The sequence below is a fragment of the Gimesia sp. genome (assembly GCF_048260065.1).
Lineage (GTDB): Bacteria > Planctomycetota > Planctomycetia > Planctomycetales > Planctomycetaceae > Gimesia.
The window spans coordinates 447,979-467,303 of sequence record NZ_JBLXHC010000005.1 but is presented as its reverse complement, the minus strand read 5'-3'; the positions used below and the strand labels follow the sequence as shown (position 1 = coordinate 467,303).

Below are 19,325 nucleotides of genomic sequence, written 5' to 3'. Positions count from 1 at the left end.
ATTATAGAGACCAATTTTTGACCGGCTCCATACTCAATCTCTATGAGAGTAATCCGATATGCAAAATAAAAATCTCCCCCCTGAGAATAAGAGCAGCAAGCTGACGCGACGTGACTTCATTGCAACCGCCAGTACTGCTTTTATGGTGCCGACCATCGTTCCCAGTTCTGTCTTTGGTGCGAATGCCCCCAGTAACCGCATCAACATTGCCCAGATTGGTTGTGGAAGTCAAAGTCGTGCCGACTTGCCCGGTATGCTACGGCTCGCTGATGCTCAGGTGGTTGCCGTCTGTGACGTCAACAAAGCCAGTGGTGGCTATGCTCGTAAAGAACATTTCCTGGGACGCGAGCCCGCTCAGATAAAAGTGAATGAGTACTATGCCCAAAAGGTGCGTTCGGGAAAGTACCAGGGATGTGATGCTTACAGTGACTTTCGCGATGTTCTGGCACGCGAAGACATCGATGCCGTCATGATCACTTTGCCCGATCATTGGCATGCCTTGGCGACTGTCAAAGCCTGTGAAGCTGGCAAAGATGTCTATTGCCAGAAACCCATGTCACTCACCGTTCATGATGGTCAGCAGATGATCAAAGCGGTTCGCAAGCACAATCGTATTTTACAGACCGGCTCTCAGTATCGCTCGAATAAAGTAGTGCGACGCATGTGTGAATTGGTGCGCAATGGTCGAATCGGCGAAGTCAAACGCGTGGTTTCTATTATTAATGGCAGCGATGCAGGACCGGGTCCAGGTTGGCAAGAAATGCCGATACCCGCTGGATTTGATTATAACATGTGGTTAGGCCCCGCACCGATGGCCCCCTATCACAGCGATCGCTGCTTCTACCGTTTCCGTTTCCATCTCGATTATTCAGGGGGACAGGTCACCAACACCGGTGCGCATTCAACCGATATCATCCAGTGGGCGCTGGACATGGATGGCACTGGCCCGGTGGAATTCGAGAACCAACCAGGGGTCGTTTGGCCGCCCAAGGGGCATCTATACACCACCGCGATGAAAACCGACTTCCGCGCACGCTACGCGAACGGTATCGAGTTTATCTGTCGTACACAGGAACCTGGGTTTGGAGCCCGCATCGAGGGCACCGAAGGCTGGGTTCAATTCAGTGTCAACAATATGCGCGAGGTAGAAGCATCCTCAGATGCCATCAAGAATTCGATGATCGCAGCCGATGAGATTCACCTGCCCGTCAGCGAGAATCATTACCAGAACTTCATTGACTCCGTCAAGTCGCGGAAAGATCCCATCGAACCCGTTGAGGCCGGACATTCTACCGCCAGCATTTGCCACCTGGGTAACATTGCCATGCGGCTGAAACGAAAACTAAAGTGGGACCCGGAGAAAGAACAGTTCATCAGTGATGACGAAGCCAATCAGATGCTGCAACGCCCCTATCGCGCGCCCTGGCAAATCTGAAACGGGGACTTCACGCTCAACTGAGTTTGTCGATCAGAAATATTTGTGGGTTCGTGTATTACGTGGTTAGCAAAAAGTTATTGACCTTGGCCCCTAAACACATCAAGAACTTGATATACTAATCAGGATTCCGGACTAATTGAGGAGGACGAGGATGTAACATGCCCACCTTCGAGTCCTACCTGGGGAATTGTGTTCCCGAAATGTAGCCGTATAACAAATTGATCGTTTTGCTGTGCAACTACACGGTCGATCCCAATTACTTCACCACCTCTACCCTTACATCATCCATCACGACCCGACCAGAGTAGTTGTGAAACTTGAGATACAAAGGGATATTCTCCCAACCCGATGGCAGGTATGTCGAGATGGTTTCCTCTGAGCTGATTGTGAATTCGATAGACCGAGTTCCGAGCTTATTCTCGTCGTCTGAGAACGAGTAAGCCTTCGCCACTTGTGGGGCTGTGCTTTCGCCTGCCTGGAGGTAAATTCCCATGTTGACCGGACCGTGATCTTTTTGGGGGACGTTGTGAAAGTGGATGCGGATTGTTTTGCCGGGAGCAATGGCAATTGGTTGTTCACGTTCATCTTTTAATTTTTGACCAATGAATCCCCCTTGGTGAATTGTCACCACTTGCTTTCCGTCCGAATCTCCCTTTGATCCAGTTTGTTCGGCAGGCCATACTCCGGTGCCGTTGAGAGAATTGGAATCCCAGCCCTTGATGGTTCCAGATGGCTCTTCGATCTCAGGCTGCTCAAAACTTGCATTGTCGAGTTGAATTGAAAAGTCACCGAGACGGCTGGTTTGTTGTTCAGCAAAGCGTTCGGAGATATTGAGTTGATACTGAGCGACGGATACCCCTCGGGGAGCTGCGACTGATTCGCCTCCATCACTGATTTCCAATCGGGCATATTCGTGGCCTTCTTGATCGTGTGAGAGTACGGCAACATCCCCCGAGATCTCTGCTCCTTCGAATGGTTTTAGTCCATTGCCCGGCATACGACGAAAGATCGTGTCAGTCCCTCCATCGTTACGTTTGACGTCAAACTTGATTTCTCCAGGGTTCGCTGACGAAATCGCGTCGACAGACTGGACAGGCCAGTCGTCTTTATGAGCTTGCATCTGGATGACCCAGGCCTTCGTGTAAGTGTTGTCCGACTTCCACTCGTATGTCGGAACATTCCACGGGTTTGCTGTTTCACCATAAACTCGCCACCCCAGTAGTTCGGGCTGCTCCTGCCCTCGGACAATGCCGACTGACATGTTGTTGTCGGGGTCGACAGGTATAACCTGCAACGCAACTCCCCCACCGGCGGCTATGAAACTATTGTCCGTCTGAATCACTTCAGGATTCGCTGCTGCAAGTTGCCACGGGTGACGCCACGTTGTGGGACGGTTGTCTGCCGGTTCAACAGTATCGATCACGACGTAATATCCGGTGAGCTTAGGGGTGTTTCCCTTCACGAAGATAATCTGTCGAACCCACTTTCCTTGATAGTGCATACCGGGTTTGTGCCATCCGTAGGTGAATGAGCCTTCCCCGTATCCAAAGTGCTGATCGTTTCTAAAGCGTCGTTTCGGCGGGTTGAATCCAATCGCTTTTTCGTGTTTCCAATGAGGGACACTATTCTCTTGTGCCCAATCAGGTGAGAGGACATTGAATGACAAAGACTTGCCTGCATGGACCGTATTTCCCACACCGCTGTAGGCACCCCGTCCCGCGTTCTGGATGAGTAAGTGTGGACCATAGGCTGCGTAGATATTCAACGCATCCATTTTACCATGACTTGCTCCCCACGGTCCCGCCCCAAAGAAAAGATACTTCTCGTCTGGTCCCCAGCCTGTGCGGAACACATATTGTCCGGCATTCGGAAAGTACATTGAAGGCGTCTTTGGGGGCTTCCCTTCTTTTCCGACTGTAGCGAAGAACTGATAATCCTGACGCTTCGAAAAGATCTGGTAGGCCTCGTTTGCTAGATGAGTGATCGGACTCCATCCACCATCGTTCAGGTCGATATTTCCAAAGTCCGGACGAGAGAGAGCCAATGGGTGGTAATACATCTTTTCAATGAGTTGCTCCATCTTATCAGGAACGGTTCCCCCCGACTTTTTGATATAGAGATAGAATTCTTCAAGCCCTTTGATTGTTGCCCAGGCGTAGCCAGAAGAGAGACTGACGTGACTACCGTCGGGATGAAATTGGACATCCATCACCTTATTGATGCGTTCCCAGCCAACGCGGCTCCACAACGGAGCTTCATCACACATTTCAAAGAGCATTCCGCTTTTCGTGAGTGCCATTGCACCATGAAACCCTGAATCGTCCCACTCTTGAAAGATCGTCGGGTTTGTCAGAAGGCGGCACTGTCGAATGACGCCGTCGAGATAATGGAAGATCGCTTCATCAGAGAACGCTTCAGTTTTCCTCATGACTTCGAAAGTCTGCCACCATGTGAGTTCGAGACGTCGACCGACGTTGCCCGTCCAGAGCATGTGCTCATTGATGACCGAACCATCGATGACATCGAGTTGCCCTCCCAGATTGGGATTGTTGTACCAGACAGTCGGTTCCTGTTGGACATAGTCAATCACTTCATCAGCCAGTCGCTTAGCATATTTTTCTTCCCGAGTACGTTCCCAGGCATGAGTCATCACGACCCAATGATAGTGCCTATTCAGAAACCCGGGATCACGTTCCCAGCGGGGCAGTCCGTTGTCACGGCTCAGTTCACCTGGGTTGCTGAACCCGTGGAACCAACTGAGTTTTGCATAGATCCCATTGATGGCGTTGTCGGAAACCTCTCGCCAATTGGCCTCTTTCCCGTGGGCGGTTGCCCGAGCCATTTCGTGGTCGTATTCGGGACCGGTTGGACTTTGACGCGTGCGGAAATAGTCAATAAGAAGTGCTTTAGCTTTTTCCATGTCACCGGCATCTCGTGCCGCTTTGACTCCTGTCATTGTGGGATGATCGTAATTCAGGTTCGCCATAACGAACTCTTCGGCGGCCATCCATTTCTCGGCTTCCGCTATTGAGAGGGTGCGTACTTTGATATCTGAAAAAGTCGTCTCGACTGGTTGTTGTGCTCGTCCGCTTTCGCGAGTGTAGAGACCAAGGTAGTTATATTCGGAGAGAGAACGATTGATCCTCCACTCGGTCACGAACTCGCCATATTCCGTTCGGGCTTTAAGATCATCATATTTGAACAGTCGAAGGGGGCGGTCACCGTGTTCGACAAAGAACCGCAGCCCCGTTTGATCCCCACGAGGGATGGCGACGATCTTTAGCAAGTACGATTGACCGGTTTGGCGAGTGCCGACGTTCGGAACTCCATGTTCAGAACGTCGGCGTCCCCAGAAAGAGATCGTTTGACCGTCCAGGATGATGGTGAAACGGTATCTGTCGGCGAATTCTTTGAGTTCAAGACAGACCTTGTTTGCCGGAGAGTCGATATGGTCCGGGGTGATTTCAGGGGATGGTATCCCTAAAGTCATCCCCGCATCGAGGTCAGCTGTTGAACCGTCATCGTTCTTGATGGGGTCTACTTGTGCAGAAAATTCCAGTGCCTCACCCGCAGGTAGAGGATAGTTGTCTCGAAGTTGCGTACTGAATCTCTCGTTGCGATTTGAGCGAATTGTGATGGAGTTCTTCTTGACAGTAGTCCGATCTGATGAGTCCGTTTGCAACAGGTCAGAAGCTACGGGGGCATCAGACTTCAGCTCGCCACCCCAGAGGTAGGTTGCTTGATGTGCAACGAATACCAGCCACAGTAAAGGAAGACAGTATTGGTTCATCTCAATTCCTCGTGCTTCACATTCGCTGTGACAATCCGGAATGTAGAGTACTGTGCAGAATGCTCTCAAGCTTCTTGAGAGGCAATTCAGTGATTGGGAGTACAACACATCTCGTGTTGCTTGTGAGTCATTGTAGTTCGAAATAGTGGGGCAGTTGTTTGCCCGCATTGAGAATTTATTGTACCGAAGTCTCCCGATGCTCGCGTGTGAACAGACGTATAAAACCGTTCGCTTCCGACAATACCTCAGGAACTTTCAGTGTCAGTGTTTGACTACCCTGGAACGAATCCCGTCAGTGTTGTTGCCTTTCATTGAAGATTCAGCATTTCATTAAGTTAAACATCATCGTTTTCAAGACGCTTTAGAACTTGTGTCACGCGGGCACGACTGAGGCCGAGATGGAGAGAGAGTGCGGCTCGACTTTCGACGATTCCATTGTCGAGGAGAGACTGGTAGAAATCGTGCACGGGCTAATGGATCGTGTTTAGCTTTGGTCGATTTGAGAGGCTCTAAACCGGCAGAAAGATCGCCCCAAGGGAGCAGGTGAGCGTTTCTGGAATTTCTCGAAATCGTCATCAGACAGAGACCTACCTCGACGAAGGTGTTGTTTGCCGAGTGGTCGTCTTGGGGCAGTGTAAAAAGCCCCGTCAATCGGCCAGCAACCAGGTGATCGCATTGTTGTAGAGCCGAATCACATCGGGCTGTTTGACATCCTCGGGTGCGCCCAGGCTTGTGTAAAAGACCTTAGCCTGTTTGGGACCGTAGGTACGGTACCAGGCTAACGGCTGGGCCGGCGTATCCGTCTCCGCTTTACCAAGCAGCAGCGGGGTAGCATCTTTGGCGAGTGGCAAGACCAGGTACAGCGACTGGTAACCGCGGATGCTGGACGGGTCGATCCCTTTCAAGAACGGCGTTTTCGCGGGAGCATCTGGGTGGCGTGTGACCCGATAAGGCAACCCCTGGGTCTCATAGCCGGTGTTTTGTCCGCCGAGTACAGCCGGTGTGAATTCCGGCCAGGCTGCTCCGCCTTCAGGAGGTTTGGCATCCTTACCTGGAGGCAAAAAAGCGTGGTTGGCCGTTCGAATCCCCAGCAGTGGTTTACCCGCATTGAGATGCTTTTTGATCGCTTCGAGCTGTTCGGCTGGCGGTGTTGCCCGTCGTATAAATACAATCAACAGGTCGGCCCGTGGAACCGCTTTGAGCAGCCCAGGAATATCTGTTGGCAACGGCTGATTGCCTTCCAGAATCGTAACACTATGGCCAGCCGGCCGAAGCTCCTGCGTCGCGTAGCGATTGAGAAACGTGACCGCTTCGTAATTGTTCGGATCATCCACCGTCAAACAAACGATCTCGGCTCCTGGTGCCTGTTGAGCAGCCATAGTGTTGATCATCATGAGTAAAAGCAGGTAGATCGAAAACGAGCAGAATCGGTCGAGAAGTCGACCGTGGTGACTGATCGAGATGGTTGCATATCGGGCTGGCATTGGACGTCTTTCGTGGTGGAGACAGGCTGTGAATAAGACTACCGTCTAGCTGGGTATTCAATGGTTGGACTACTATTTCAGAAAACAGGTTGCCCCGTTGTTTCCAGATCAGAACGGCTCAACATTGAGTGCCTGGGCTGAAATCAAAGTGTAGCGTCAGCCCGTTGAAAACTACAACGCTGTCTATGCTGAATAGGTACCTTGAATTCGCCAACTGTGCCTAAATAGTCAAATCTTTTCTGGTGTCAGAGGTCCTTGGCACTAATGTGCCTCCTGAGAGGCTCTCAGGAGCGATATAATGGCAGAATGCCAGAGAATGCCCATATTTTTGATCGAGGGGCTAGAGAAGCGATCTTGGGCGTCTCAGAGGGTATAATCTTACACAGAAAATTACAGAATAACGGACCACGTAGTGGACCACTATCATTTGGTGGATAGTGGACCATTTTCCGTTTCTATAAACCCTGTATCAGAAAGGGTTTAAAAGTCGGGGCGACACGATTCGAACGTGCGACCTCTTGCTCCCAAAGCAAGCGCTCTAGCCAAGCTGAGCTACGCCCCGCGACTTCAACAGAGGCACAGTTTAGAGAGACACGCAGAAGCCGTCAATGGTTCTCTGTGTTCTCTTAGGAAAATATGTAACCTCTAGTGAATTAAGCAGATATTTAAACCATCATCAGCATTAAGCGAGGATTTCTTTAATCAAATTTCCATGAACGTCGGTCAGACGGCGATCCAGGCCATTATTATAGTAGGTCAGCTGATCATGCTGGAACCCGAGCAGATGCAACGCCGTCGCATAAAAATCCCAGACGGTCGTGGGATTGAGCTCCGCCCGGCGGCCAAATTCATCGGTCGCTCCATAGCTGGTCCCCCCTTTGATGCCGGCCCCCATCATCCAGCAGGTGAAGCCGTCCGGATTGTGATCGCGGCCGAGGGTTCCCGACTGATGCGTGGGCATGCGGCCGAATTCGGTCGTCCAGAGAACCAGCGTCTCATCCAGCAGCCCGCGCTGTTTTAAATCGGTGAGCAGCGCCGCCGTCGGTTGATCGAAAATGGGACAGTGCCGTTCATAGTCTGCTTTGAGCGTTTTGTGGGCGTCCCAGTTCAATAGCCCATCCACGCCGGAAGCCCGCGAAGAACAGTACAGATTCAAATAGCGTACCCCCCGCTCCAGGAACCGCCGCGCCAACAGACAGTTTCGTGCATAGGCGGCTTTCAGTTTATTAGGATCGCCTGTGCCATACTGTTCGTGGATCGATTTGGGTTCCGAAGCCAGATTCGAGACCTCGGGCGCAGAGAGCTGCATACGGGCCGCGAGTTCATACGCTTCGATACGGGCCTGCAGATCGGAGTTGCCGGGGCGCTGTGCGGCGTGTTTCTGATCGAGGAACTTTAAGAATTCGCGCGTGGCCTTTTCTTCTTTCACTGAGATCCCCTCGGGAATTTTCAGATTGCGAATGGGAGACTGTGCGTTCATTACAATCGCCTGATGCTGGGCGGGAAGATATCCGTTGCTCCAGTTGGCTTTCCCGTTCGGGGGTTCGCCGCGAATATCGGGGATCGCAATGTAGGCAGGCAGGTTTTCATTTTCGCTGCCTAACGCATAACCGAGCCAGGCCCCTGCACTGGGATGACCTTCGGTATCGTGGCCAGTATTCATGAACACACAACCGGGGCCATGCGTATTGGTTTTGGTAGTCATCGAATGGATGAAGGCAATATCATCAACGTGACGCGACATGTGAGGCAGAATGGACGTCCACATCTTACCGGTCTCACCCTGCGGTTTGAAGTCCCAGGGACTTTTCATCAGGTTCCCGTTTTTTCCCTGAAAGCTGACGAAATTTTCTTCACCAGGCAGCGGCTTGCCGTGATATTTATCGAGACTGGATTTGTGTTCCCACAAATCCATATGCGAGGCAGCCCCGGGACAGAAAATCTGCAGAACCCGTTTGGCTTTCGCAGGGAAATGGGTTTCATCGACGCCGGGCTGCCAGTCTTTGTTCTGCTTTAAATTTCCAGATTTGGAATTCGCGGCGGACAGATCGTTGAGCAGCAGGTTCGTCAGTCCAAGACCAGCCATGCCGGTATAGACGCTGGAAAAAAACGAACGACGGGAATGCACCTGCTGCAACAGGCGTCGCGTTTTTAATTGTTCAAACGGATTCAACATGTGGTTCACCAGTTCAATCAAGATAAATCAGTTCGTTGGAATTAATCATGGCCCGACACAGGGCTTCCAGGTCACTGGCGGCGATAAGCGTGCGGGCGGCCTGTTGTTCTTCTGCTCGAGGAGCACGGGAGTAAAGTAACTGAAACGCGCGATCAATCTGTTGATCGACGTTCTCCGCGCCGGCATCCTGCCGGAGACGTTCGGCTAGAAACGTCGCCAGATCAAGCGTGAATTGATGGTTCATCAATGTCAGCGCCTGCAGAGGCGTCGTTGTCGTATTCCGCCGGGGTGCGGCGAACGCGTTATCGGGGCAATCGAAATCGGTTAACAGATCGACGCGGGCCGCGCGGGCATTCTGATGATAGACGGCACGGCGATAGGTTTCCGGGCCGAACTCTTCGAGGGGCACATACGTGGCGACGTTGTCCTGCAGATATTTATATAATCGAAAACCGGGGCCGCCCATTTTGAGGTTCAGTTTTCCCGTGACGGACAGCAGGGTGTCACGAATCTCTTCTCCTGACAGGCGACGGGGCGGGAACCGCCAGAGCAGGCGCGAATCGGAATCGACGCGGGCTGCCTCTTCCCGGTAGGTACTGGCCTGCTGATACGTTTCCGAAAGCATGATCTGTTTCTGAATGTCTTTCAGACGCCAGCCGTTCTTCTGGATCTGAAGTGCGAGCCAGTCGAGCAGTTCGGGATGACTGGGTTTGGTACCCATGTAGCCAAAGTCGCTGGGCGTCGAAACGATGCCGGTTCCGAAATGGTAATACCAGAGTCGATTGGCGAGCACACGGGGGGTGAGCGGATTTTCTTTGGAAACGATCCAGCGGGCCAGTTCCAGGCGGCGTTCTCCCTGTGGAGAGTCTGCTTTGAGCTGATAGCCTTCCGTCACCTTACTGAGTGTCGTCATACTGGCGGGAACAACGGGTTCTCCTTTACGCTGCGGATTACCGCCGACAAAAATGTGGAAGGGTCCATTGTTCTGACTGTGTGTGCCAACCCACCAGGAGGGGGGATTGGGAATCGCAGCCAGCTGCTGGTCCACACTTCTGATCTGTTTGTTGAATTCGTTGAGCTGTTTTCGCTCTTCTGCCGTCACTTCCAGATCATAGAACCGTTGTCTGCGATGTGCTGTACTGACAGGTTTACGATTGCGCGAAGAAGCGACTTCCTGCCAGGTCTTCCCATCGGTGGAGACTTCGAGTTTGTACTCCGCCAGAAACGTGGCTTTGTAGTTGCTCATGGCAGCACCGGAGCGGTCACTGGAAAAAACGATGCGATCAATGGTGCGAGGCTCAGCCAGTTCGATGGTCAGATCGGGACTCCCGGCAATCCAGCAGGCGCCGATTTTTCCGTCGATGGTCAGGCTGACATCGTAGGCCCCCGCGAAGTCGCCGGCGACGCGACTGTTCGCGCCCGTGGCTTTGCCCCCGTTCTTCGCGAGTGCGACATTGTGTGGAGTGTCGCCGGCAGTCCAGACTTCGAACTCATCGACGCGGTATCCGGTGGTGGTTCGTGGATTTGTATCGAGGCCCTGCGAAGTGAGCTTCACAAATCTGGCTGTGACGGGTGAAAACGTCTCTTCAATGCCGGTCCGCTTTGCTGGTTCGCGGGTCCATTCTTTTTCGTATTCGGCGGCTTTCTGTTCTGCCCTTTTCTGAATCGCGTTTTCGATTTCCTGTTTCTGTTTGAGCAGCTCCCCTTTTTCTTTCTGCAGTGGCTGACGTTTCTGGGCCTGAGCCTGCTGGTCCCGGGGATCAGCAATCACACGGCTCCCATGTCTGACGCCGGCAAACGTGGCATAGAGACTGTAATAATCCTGTTGCTTAATGGGATCAAATTTATGATTGTGACAGCGACTGCAGCCGACCGTGAGACCGAGGAACGCTTCACCCGTCGTGCGGATCATATCGTCAATGGTATTGGCGCGAATCTGGGCGGCCTGCACCGGATCCTGATTGCCGACATTGTCATAAGGACCGCAGACAAGGAATGTGGTCCCCACGACAACATCAGGATCGTTTTTGTCAACCACATCGCCGGCCAGATGTTCGATGACCATCTGATCGAAGGGTTTGTCTTCATTGAAAGAACGAATGACATAATCGCGGAATGGCCAGGCATTGTCGATAATCACGTTCCGTTCGAAGCCGTTACTTTCACCGAAGCGAACGACATCCAGCCAGTGGCGACCCCAGTGTTCGCCGTAACGGGGAGAATCGAGAAGTCGATCGAGGAGCCGCTCGTAGGCGTCGGGTGACTGATCTTTCTCGAAAGCGACAACCTCTTCCGGTGTGGGAGGCAGGCCTGTCAGGTTATAGGTGGCGCGTCTGATGAGTTCGCGTCTGGTGGCGCGGGGTGATGGCTTGAGATTTTTCTCTTTGAGTCCCGCGTAAATCAATTTGTCGATGGGACTGATCTGCCAATCCGCGGGTGCGTCTTTGTTGTCGGGGAGAGTTGCGTTTGCCAGGGGTTGCAGAGACCACCAGCTGAGATCGGCTTTGGATTTTTCCTGAAGTGTGAGCCCTGCGGGCCAGGCGGCTCCTTCTTTGATCCAGCGGGTGAGCAACGCGATTTTTTCTTCCGCGAGAGGCGGGCCCTCTTTGGGCATCGCAGCTTTACCGGAATCGGGGCTGACGTGAATCACGTCCAGCAGATAGCTCTCTTCTGGCTTGCTGGGCGTGAGGTAACCTGCGTCTTTGATCGACTGCAGCGTCGCCAGGGAGAGGTCCCCTTTTTCATTGCCCGGGTTGTGACAGCGAATACAGTGATCGACGAACAGCGGGGCGATCTCTTTTTCGAAATCAACTTTGGGTGTTGATTCCGGCGTTGATTCCGCCGCCATCAGCAGCAGACTGCAACCTGCCGAAAACAGGGCAATCAGACAAAGTCGAGCGAGAGTTGTTTGAGTCACTGAGCCAGTCCTTCAAATTTGCTGTCGTTCACCGAGGAAAGATTAAAAAAGTAGTTTGCTGATTAAGACTCCTGGTGCTGAAACAGATCGCGTTCCAGCCAGACGGGAGTCTGCTGCAGATGCTCGTGCATGGCTTTAGCGGCTTTGTCGGGGTTCCCCTTGATCAAAGCCTGTACGATGCGCAAGTGCTCTGTGTTCTCTTCCATGTGTTCGAAATCTTTGACATTCTGTCGCTTGCTGTGACGGACCTGCCTTAACGTCTGATGCAGTACCCGATAGCGGTTGATTTCCAGAGCCAGCCGCTCACTGCCACAGGTACGATAGATGAGTTCGTGCAGGTAGTCGTCCCACTGCTGTGTTGTTTCCGACCACTCGACGGTTCGTTCTGCCGATGCCAGTTCCCGGAAGGTCTGTTCCAGTTGTGCGAGTTCGTGGGGTGTGATATGCCCGCAGGCACAGCGGGTGGCTTCACTTTCCAGGATGCGACGGACCTGACAGATTTCGTGCAGTTCCTTCACGCCGAAATTGCGGAGCACTGCGCCGCGATTGGGAAAGATTTCCACGATACCGATGCCTTCGAGTTCCACCAGCGCTTCACGGACGGGGGTGGCACTGACATCCCATTCCTGAGCCAGCGCCTGCACCGTCATGCGCTGATTGGGCTGATATTCCCCCTGAAAGAACTTACTGAGTACCTGCTGTACCAGCGTCTGTCTGCGGGAACCGTGGGTAATCTGTCGGGTGACAACGCTCGCCATGTCAGCTCGCTCAATCTATCTAAACAGGGAATTTAGAGTCTCAGGCAGGATTATATATAATCTAACAGCATTCAATACAATAATGCAAGTCCTCTCTTTTATTTCCACCTGACTGTGTTACGTCGCCAGATGACTCCCGGGATGGTTCTTTCCCTGATTTTGACCAGGAAAAGAGCCAACGGTTTCCTCAGGAGATCAGAATTATTTTCAAATAATGTAAAAGATCGGGGAAACCTGACAGTTCAACAGGGGTTAATTGGACTATTCAAGTGCTTCTTTATTCTCTAACCAGTTGAGGGTTGGTGATGCAACGTTTTGTATCGCGTATTTTGATGGGACTGTTTCTGCTGGGTTTTGTTATGTACCTGATTCCAGAGCCACAAAAGAGCTCCGCCCAGAATCAGATTCAGAATGAGAAACAGCAACCGAAAAAAGAGATCCCGATTCTGTCGAATATTGCCCCTCTGCCTAAAGATCTGAAGATCATGGAGGACATCGAGTATCGACGCGGTGGCAGTTGCACCTGGAAACTGGACCTGGTGATGCCTCGAGAACGGGGTGAAACACCACGTCCGGCAATTATCTTCGTGCACGGTGGTGGCTGGTCGAGCGGCGACAAGGCCCGTGGCATTTTCCGCAGCGGTCCTGTTGAATACGCGAAACTGGGTTATGTCTGCATCAGCGTCAATTACCGTCTGTCGGATGAAGAACCCTTTCCGGCCTGCCTGCAGGATGTGAAATGTGCCGTACGCTGGTTACGGGCACATGCGGATAGATACAATGTCGACCCCAATCGCATTGGCGGGTATGGAAATTCAGCGGGAGCACATCTCGTCAGCCTGCTGGGGCTGGTGGATGAGAACCAGAAGCTGGAAGGTGATGGCCCCTGGCAGGATCAATCCAGCCTGCTCAATGCCGTCTGTGTTTCCGCGATCCCGACCGATTTTGTGAACTGGCCTGGTGGAATCAGGAATCAGCGAACCGTTTTCAAGCTGCTTAACTCAAAGGATACCGGTCTGGAGGAACTGGCGATTCAGGCTTCACCGATCAGCTATGTCAGTAAGAACGCTCCTCCGTTCCTGGTGTTTCAGGGAGCGGGAGACCGGATTGTGGATGTATCACAGGCAGACAGTTTTGTCGCCGCCTTGAAAGCTGCGGGTGCAGGAGACATCACCTACCAGCGCTATCCCAACGCAAACCATGATGTTTTCACCAGATATTACCGTGAAACCTATCCGGAGATGGAAGCTTTCTTTGATCGCGTGCTGATGAATCCCCCTGCCAAAGCAAAACCGTCGGGTGGGGCCTATCGCAAAGCAGTTACGGCAGCCAGTTAGGCCGCGTCCCGTTCTACAGTAGCGTCTCCAGGGCTATCTTCGCATCAGAGATACCCTGAGCATTGTGAGACGCTCCAGTCAGCGGGGCGCAAACGGGGCTAACCGTTCGCCCGTAATCGGGTTCAGGCGGGTGGCTTCAGTGACTTTCCATTCGCCCCCCATTTTCTGCCAGGTCAGTTCCCAGCGTGTCGGCTGCCTGCTGGAAAGCCCTGCATACATGGCGGTTCCATTGGCGCGAAAGTGAATCGTCGCGATCGAATCTTCCGCCTTCAGTTCAGTGGAAACATCGGTAATTCTGAGATCGTCTTCTACTGTGATCACTCCCAGAGCAAACTTGACCATGTCTCTTAACGGTTTCGCCCGGGGGCTGATGTAACTCAGCGTGGTTTCCTCTTCTTTCTTCTGGAAAGCGGAAATCAGGCTGAAGAGGTCGTCTTCCACACGCTCGCGCGGGGTCACGATACTCAGTTCGAGCACATAGAATCCGATTGTCAACAGAATCATAAACAGACAGCCAATCAGATATTTCCCCAGACGCCGCTGATACCACTGGATAAACAGGATCGCGGCAATCACGGAGCAAACGACCATTGGCGGAATGGCGGTTTCAGTAAACCACATTAGACAGACCTCTCACAGTTGCTAGAGTGCATCGCATTTTTATCTCGCGTCTCACGTACTAAAACGACTCAGTCCCAATGGGAGTGGAGACACTACAGTTATCTCAGATACAGTCTAGAGTGCAGGATGATTTTCGAGAACCGCCAGATTGTCCCGATGAATCACTTCGGAATAAGGGACGGCTCCCAGAATGGTGGCAATCTGATCCGAACGTCGCATCACAATTTTTGCCAGATCACTTGAATTGTAATTACTCAGCCCGCGCGCGAACTCTTCTCCTGTGGGACTGACCAGCGTGACGACTTCGCCACTCTCAAAGGTACCATCGATCGAACGAATGCCGATCGCCAGCAGAGATTTTCCCCCCTCACGAATGGCGCGGGTAGCACCTTCGTCCAGATGAAATTTCCCTTTGGGGCGAATCGTATATCCGATCCAGCGTTTCCAGGCGGAAACCGAGGCCCCCTGTGCCAGAAAGAGTGTGCCCACATCATCCCCGTTGAGGATCTGATCCAGAACCCCTTCCCGGGTGCCGTTAGCGATGATCACATTTTCGCCGACTGCAGTTGCAGAATGGACGGCCTGCAGTTTGGATTTCATGCCCCCGGTTCCCAGCGAACTGCTGTCATCGGTGGCGAGAGCCAGTAACTCAGGTGTCCAGTCCTGGACCTGTGAAATTCGAGTGCTGTCCGGAGATTTGGGATCGCCGTCGTATAAACCATCGACGATCGACAGAATGACGAGCAGTGGTTTCTTGACCAGACTGGTCACCATCGCAGCCAGATGGTCGTTATCGCCGAACTTGATCTCTTTGATACTGACCGTGTCGTTCTCATTGACGATGGGGACGGCCCCGTATTCGAACAGCGTATGTATGGTATTACGTACATTGAGGTAACGGGTGCGATGTTTGAAATCATTTGCTGTCACAAGCAGTTGCGCCGCGTGGTAACCATGTTTCTGCAGACAGCGATCGTAGCGGCGAATCAGGTGTGCCTGACCGACGGCGGCGGATGCCTGCAGATGACCGAGGTCTTTGGGACGCTCTTTTAAGCCTAACAACCCCATCCCTGCACCAATGGCACCACTGGAGACGACAACCACTTTGCGACCAGTCTGCTTTACGCGGTGGATCTGCTCGGCCAGCGATTCAATCCGCTCAGGGTTGAGTGTATCGTCCGCGCAAGAGAGAACGTTTGTTCCAATTTTAATCACCAGCGTTTCCGCTGACTCGATGATTTCACGTCTGGTTCGACTCACAGTCCGCACTTTTTCCGGGAATCACAAAAAAATTTCAAAGAGGCACTCCCCACCGGGTCCCTATTTCTTAATATTTATATAATATAGAAGTACGTGGCTGCAGCATAGACACAGAACCGGGCAAGTTTGGCAGGAAAACAGGGGCGATTTTACCGAAATCGGCTCATTTTTCGTGTTTAAGACCGATTTTGTTTGTCTCCCTCCTCCAGTCCTGAAACAATTTACCGCATAGTTCACCCGGTTCACACTGATTTTGAAACCCTTATTCACGAACTAAGGCATTTTATGTCGGAACTATACCACGAATGTGGCGTTGCAGCTGTCTACCATCTTCCCAACCGGGAAATCAGTCCGCTGGCTCCCCTGGGATCTCCCGAGAAAACTTCACAACTGATCTCCCGTCTGCTGCTGGATATCCAGAATCGCGGTCAGCTGGCGGCTGGAATGACCACGTTTAACCCGGCCCGGAATCAGTTGATCGACACCCATAAAGATGTCGGCACGGTCACCGAAGTCTTTCAGCTCAATCATCAGCAGACATTCAATGCTCTGATGAAGAAGTACGAAGGCCCGGCTGCCATCGGGCATGTGCGGTATGCAACCTGTGGTAAAGATGACCGCAGCTATGCCCAGCCTTTCGAACGTCACCACATTCAAAAGTCCAAATGGTTCAGCTTTGGTTTCAACGGTCAGCTGGCCAACTATCAGGATCTGTGTAAAGAAGTCCTGACGGAGTCTGACTTTCACCTGGCACGGGAAACCGATACCGAAATTCTGATGCACCTGATTTCCCAGGAGCTCTCCAAAGAGAACCCGGGTGAGCTGCATGAAATTCTGGGAACGTTGAGCAAGCGACTGGACGGGGCATACAACATCGTCTTCCTGGATGCCCTGGGCAACATGTTTGTCTCACGAGATCCGGTCGGTATTCGCCCACTCTGTTATGCTTTTGACGGCTCCCTGTTTGCGGCTGCTTCAGAAAGTGTCGCGCTGGCAAACATGGGCTTTGAAGAAGATCAGATCGAAAGCCTGGCCCCTGGTTCCGCCGTCATCATTCAGGACGGTGAGCTCTCAATCCGCGAATATGCCAAGCCGACACAGAAAGCACACTGCTTCTTCGAGTGGATTTACTTCGCGAATGTTTGCAGTACGCTGGATGACCAGAGCGTCTACATCACCCGCAAACGTCTGGGTGAAGAACTGGCCGAGCAGGAAACCGTGCCGATCGACGATGATACGATTGTCGTTCCCGTGCCCGATACTGCCAAAGCAGCCGCCGACAGCATGGCCTATCATTTGAGTGTGCCCTGTCTGGAAGGTCTGATTCGCAACCGCTATATCGGTCGTACATTCATCGAAGGTGCGAACCGCAGTGACAAAGTCCGTGCGAAGTACACTCCCTTGCCGGAAGTTCTGGAAGGCAAACGCGTGCTGCTGGTCGAAGATACCATCGTGCGTTCGACCACAATGAAAGCGCTGATCAGCCAGTTGAAAGAACGGGGCCGCGCCAAAGAAGTACACGTGCGTGTGGCCTGCCCGCCGATCATTGCTCCCTGCTTTTACGGGATCGACATGTCGACGATCAACGAACTGTTCGCCCCTCGATTCCTGGAGGGGGGAGAGATGAATCCCGAAGTGGAAAAAGCGATGGCCGCTGCCATCGGAGCCGACAGTCTGAAGTATCTGCCGAAAGAGTCGATCTCGCGGGCCGTGGGTCTGCCCGGCAGTTCTCTCTGCCAGGCCTGTATCGACACGACTTACCCCACCGACGCGGGTCGTCGGCTGTACCAGGTCGCCGTTGATAATTCTCAGAAAGAGAACAGCGACTCCGATTCTCACCGGACTTACGATGTCACGCCTCCAACGCCGGTTCGCTCCTGACGGTCTGCTCAGAATTCTAAAAAGGAATACAGGATCCTATGTCTGCCTCGCATGAGATAGAAATCCGCGTTCGCTACAACGAAACGGACGCGATGGGTTTTCTGCATCATGGAAACTACTTCACGTATTTTGAAATGGGTCGTACGGAACTCTTTCGCTCTCAAGGCGGCAACTACCGCGAGATGGAAGAGAAAGGCTACCTGCTGGTGGTCGCGAAGATCGAATGCAAATACCGCCTGCCGGCCCGCTATGACGATGTACTGACCCTGCGCACCACGCTGGAGAAAGTGACCGGTGCCAAGCTGGAACACAAGTATGAACTGTTCCGCGACGGTGCCAGTGTCGCCGTGGCACACAGTGTGATTGCGTGTGTAGACCGGGAAGGTAATATTCAGCGAATGCCGGCCGCGATGGAACAGCTGGGTACCGAATAAGCTTTCGCAGGTTATCAAGGTTCCGGGGTTGTCGTGAGACAACAGGAGGTTGTGGAGCACGCGTTCTGTTGTGGGTCGGCGTACCTCACCTTTTAATTCAGAGAGGCTGGCTGCTTCGATCTGAACTGATCATTTTCACTAAGACCTCCTGCTCGCTGCGCTCGGCTCGGATTGCATCCGAGCCCACCCAACTTTACTGGTGGGGAACCACCTGTTGTTGTTTTGCAAAGTGTGGCTCTTTGACGGTCGTCGGTTTGTCGTTCGGGGGAATCGTCTTGACGACTTTCCAGGCGAGGCCCAGTTTTTCGAGGACGAGAATCGCACCATAGGTCATATCGAGTTCCCACCATCTGTGGCCGTTCTTTGCCATCCGCTGGTATTTGTGATGGTTGTTGTGCCAGCCTTCGCCATACGTCAGGAGTGCAACCCACCACAGGTTTTTGCTGTCGTCAGTGGTCTCGTAATTACGATAGCCCCAGAGGTGAGTGGCGGAGTTGACGAACCAGGTCGCGTGCAGCACATAGAACAGCCGCACGAACATCCCGTAAACGACCATGCTGATGGCGGTTTCTTTACCACCCAGCCAGTAACCGATGCCGTATAACAGGGCACCCAGTCCGATGTGCCAGAACAGAAATGTTTTCTGCAGGAGCCGCATGAACGGGTCTTTCAGCAGATCGGGTGCAAACCGCTGATGAGTGGCCTGAATTTCTTCGGCACTGTGATGGGGAACCAGCCAGAGGATGTGGCTCCACCAGCGACCATCGCGAGGCGAATGCGGATCACCGGGCTGATCGCTGTGCAGATGATGTTTTCGATGATTGGCGACCCACTGAATCGGTGGCCCCTGCCCTGCCAGAACGCCAATCAGACCAATCAGACGGTTCATAAACCGATAAGTCTGAAAACTGCCATGCGTGAGCAGTCGGTGATAGCCCATGCAGATCCCGATGCCGCCTGTCAGCCAGCCGAGAAACAGGCAGGTAAACAGACCGGTCCAGGTGAAATAAAAGGGAGCGGCCAGCAGTCCCAGATGAATGCCGACAACCCAGCCGATATTCGCCCAGTCAGGAATCGCGTATCTTCCCGTGTCGGAAGTCTCAGTTTGAGGCGTCTCAGCAGCTTCATTTTCAGGAAGAACAATGTCTGTTTCTGGTAGCGGCGCGAGCGTCTGCTGTGAATTCATATTTTAGGGCCGATGCGATCTATGTCTGTATGTAAATAAAAAA

Annotated in this window: 12 protein-coding genes and 1 tRNA gene; 4 read left to right on the top strand and 9 right to left on the bottom strand. The window is 52.7% G+C overall.

Translation table 11 applies throughout. From position 1 onward, the window contains the following. The first annotated feature begins 58 nt into the window (after nucleotides 1–58). Nucleotides 59–1,435: a Gfo/Idh/MocA family protein gene (locus ACN0YN_RS12570; RefSeq protein ID WP_417385355.1), complete on the top strand. Its 1,377-nt coding sequence runs from the start codon at nucleotides 59–61 to the stop codon at nucleotides 1,433–1,435. Between the two features lie 259 nt (nucleotides 1,436–1,694). Here ACN0YN_RS12570 and ACN0YN_RS12565 read toward each other — a convergent pair whose 3' ends face one another. From ACN0YN_RS12565 to ACN0YN_RS12540, 6 genes are all read right to left on the bottom strand, one after another. Next, entirely contained in the window at nucleotides 1,695–5,228 is a 3,534-nt protein-coding gene (locus ACN0YN_RS12565) for a heparinase II/III family protein (protein WP_417385354.1), read from the bottom strand. 647 nt (nucleotides 5,229–5,875) lie between these two features. Beyond that, nucleotides 5,876–6,712 (bottom strand): ThuA domain-containing protein, encoded by an 837-nt coding sequence (locus ACN0YN_RS12560; protein ID WP_417385353.1) that lies wholly within the window; start codon nucleotides 6,710–6,712, stop codon nucleotides 5,876–5,878. A gap of 487 nt (nucleotides 6,713–7,199) precedes the next feature. Next, a tRNA-Pro gene (locus tag ACN0YN_RS12555) sits at nucleotides 7,200–7,274 on the bottom strand. A gap of 120 nt (nucleotides 7,275–7,394) precedes the next feature. Next, nucleotides 7,395–8,888: a DUF1501 domain-containing protein gene (locus tag ACN0YN_RS12550; RefSeq protein ID WP_417385352.1), complete on the bottom strand. Its 1,494-nt coding sequence runs from the start codon at nucleotides 8,886–8,888 to the stop codon at nucleotides 7,395–7,397. A gap of 13 nt (nucleotides 8,889–8,901) precedes the next feature. Then, nucleotides 8,902–11,805: a DUF1553 domain-containing protein gene (locus ACN0YN_RS12545; RefSeq protein WP_417385351.1), complete on the bottom strand. Its 2,904-nt coding sequence runs from the start codon at nucleotides 11,803–11,805 to the stop codon at nucleotides 8,902–8,904. Between the two features lie 62 nt (nucleotides 11,806–11,867). After that, entirely contained in the window at nucleotides 11,868–12,563 is a 696-nt protein-coding gene (locus ACN0YN_RS12540) for a GntR family transcriptional regulator (protein WP_417385350.1), read from the bottom strand. A 305-nt stretch (nucleotides 12,564–12,868) separates the two neighbouring features. On the opposite strand from ACN0YN_RS12540, the gene ACN0YN_RS12535 reads away from it, so the two are divergent. Continuing rightward, complete coding sequence (locus tag ACN0YN_RS12535) at nucleotides 12,869–13,900, top strand: alpha/beta hydrolase fold domain-containing protein (protein WP_417385349.1); 1,032 nt, start codon at nucleotides 12,869–12,871, stop codon at nucleotides 13,898–13,900. A 78-nt stretch (nucleotides 13,901–13,978) separates the two neighbouring features. Here ACN0YN_RS12535 and ACN0YN_RS12530 read toward each other — a convergent pair whose 3' ends face one another. Together ACN0YN_RS12530 and proB are read right to left on the bottom strand one after the other, a co-directional pair. Further along, on the bottom strand, nucleotides 13,979–14,521 hold the full coding sequence (locus ACN0YN_RS12530) for a hypothetical protein (RefSeq protein ID WP_417385348.1): 543 nt from the start codon (nucleotides 14,519–14,521) through the stop codon (nucleotides 13,979–13,981). Nucleotides 14,522–14,635: 114 nt separating this feature from the next. Next, nucleotides 14,636–15,781, bottom strand: coding sequence for a glutamate 5-kinase (gene proB / locus ACN0YN_RS12525; protein WP_417385347.1), 1,146 nt, complete (start codon nucleotides 15,779–15,781; stop codon nucleotides 14,636–14,638). Nucleotides 15,782–16,066: 285 nt separating this feature from the next. On the opposite strand from proB, the gene ACN0YN_RS12520 reads away from it, so the two are divergent. After that, nucleotides 16,067–17,662 carry an amidophosphoribosyltransferase gene (locus ACN0YN_RS12520; RefSeq protein ID WP_417385346.1) on the top strand — a complete coding sequence of 532 codons (1,596 nt, stop codon included), beginning with the start codon at nucleotides 16,067–16,069 and terminating at the stop codon, nucleotides 17,660–17,662. Nucleotides 17,663–17,700: 38 nt separating this feature from the next. Next, entirely contained in the window at nucleotides 17,701–18,096 is a 396-nt protein-coding gene (locus ACN0YN_RS12515; RefSeq protein WP_417385345.1) for an acyl-CoA thioesterase, read from the top strand. Between the two features lie 193 nt (nucleotides 18,097–18,289). On the opposite strand, the gene ACN0YN_RS12510 is transcribed toward ACN0YN_RS12515, so the two are convergent. Beyond that, nucleotides 18,290–19,282 carry an acyl-CoA desaturase gene (locus ACN0YN_RS12510; RefSeq protein WP_417385344.1) on the bottom strand — a complete coding sequence of 331 codons (993 nt, stop codon included), beginning with the start codon at nucleotides 19,280–19,282 and terminating at the stop codon, nucleotides 18,290–18,292. Nucleotides 19,283–19,325 lie beyond the last annotated feature (43 nt).

Excerpts from the sequence above, each read along its gene's own strand:
- ACN0YN_RS12570 (WP_417385355.1), top strand. The coding sequence starts at position 59 with ATGCAAAATAAAAATCTCCCCCCTGAGAATAAGAGCAGCAAGCTGACG.
- ACN0YN_RS12565 (WP_417385354.1), bottom strand. The coding sequence starts at position 5,228 with ATGAACCAATACTGTCTTCCTTTACTGTGGCTGGTATTCGTTGCACAT.
- ACN0YN_RS12560 (WP_417385353.1), bottom strand. The coding sequence starts at position 6,712 with ATGCCAGCCCGATATGCAACCATCTCGATCAGTCACCACGGTCGACTT.
- ACN0YN_RS12550 (WP_417385352.1), bottom strand. The coding sequence starts at position 8,888 with ATGTTGAATCCGTTTGAACAATTAAAAACGCGACGCCTGTTGCAGCAG.
- ACN0YN_RS12540 (WP_417385350.1), bottom strand. The coding sequence starts at position 12,563 with ATGGCGAGCGTTGTCACCCGACAGATTACCCACGGTTCCCGCAGACAG.
- ACN0YN_RS12535 (WP_417385349.1), top strand. The coding sequence starts at position 12,869 with ATGCAACGTTTTGTATCGCGTATTTTGATGGGACTGTTTCTGCTGGGT.
- ACN0YN_RS12530 (WP_417385348.1), bottom strand. The coding sequence starts at position 14,521 with ATGTGGTTTACTGAAACCGCCATTCCGCCAATGGTCGTTTGCTCCGTG.
- ACN0YN_RS12520 (WP_417385346.1), top strand. The coding sequence starts at position 16,067 with ATGTCGGAACTATACCACGAATGTGGCGTTGCAGCTGTCTACCATCTT.
- ACN0YN_RS12515 (WP_417385345.1), top strand. The coding sequence starts at position 17,701 with ATGTCTGCCTCGCATGAGATAGAAATCCGCGTTCGCTACAACGAAACG.
- ACN0YN_RS12510 (WP_417385344.1), bottom strand. The coding sequence starts at position 19,282 with ATGAATTCACAGCAGACGCTCGCGCCGCTACCAGAAACAGACATTGTT.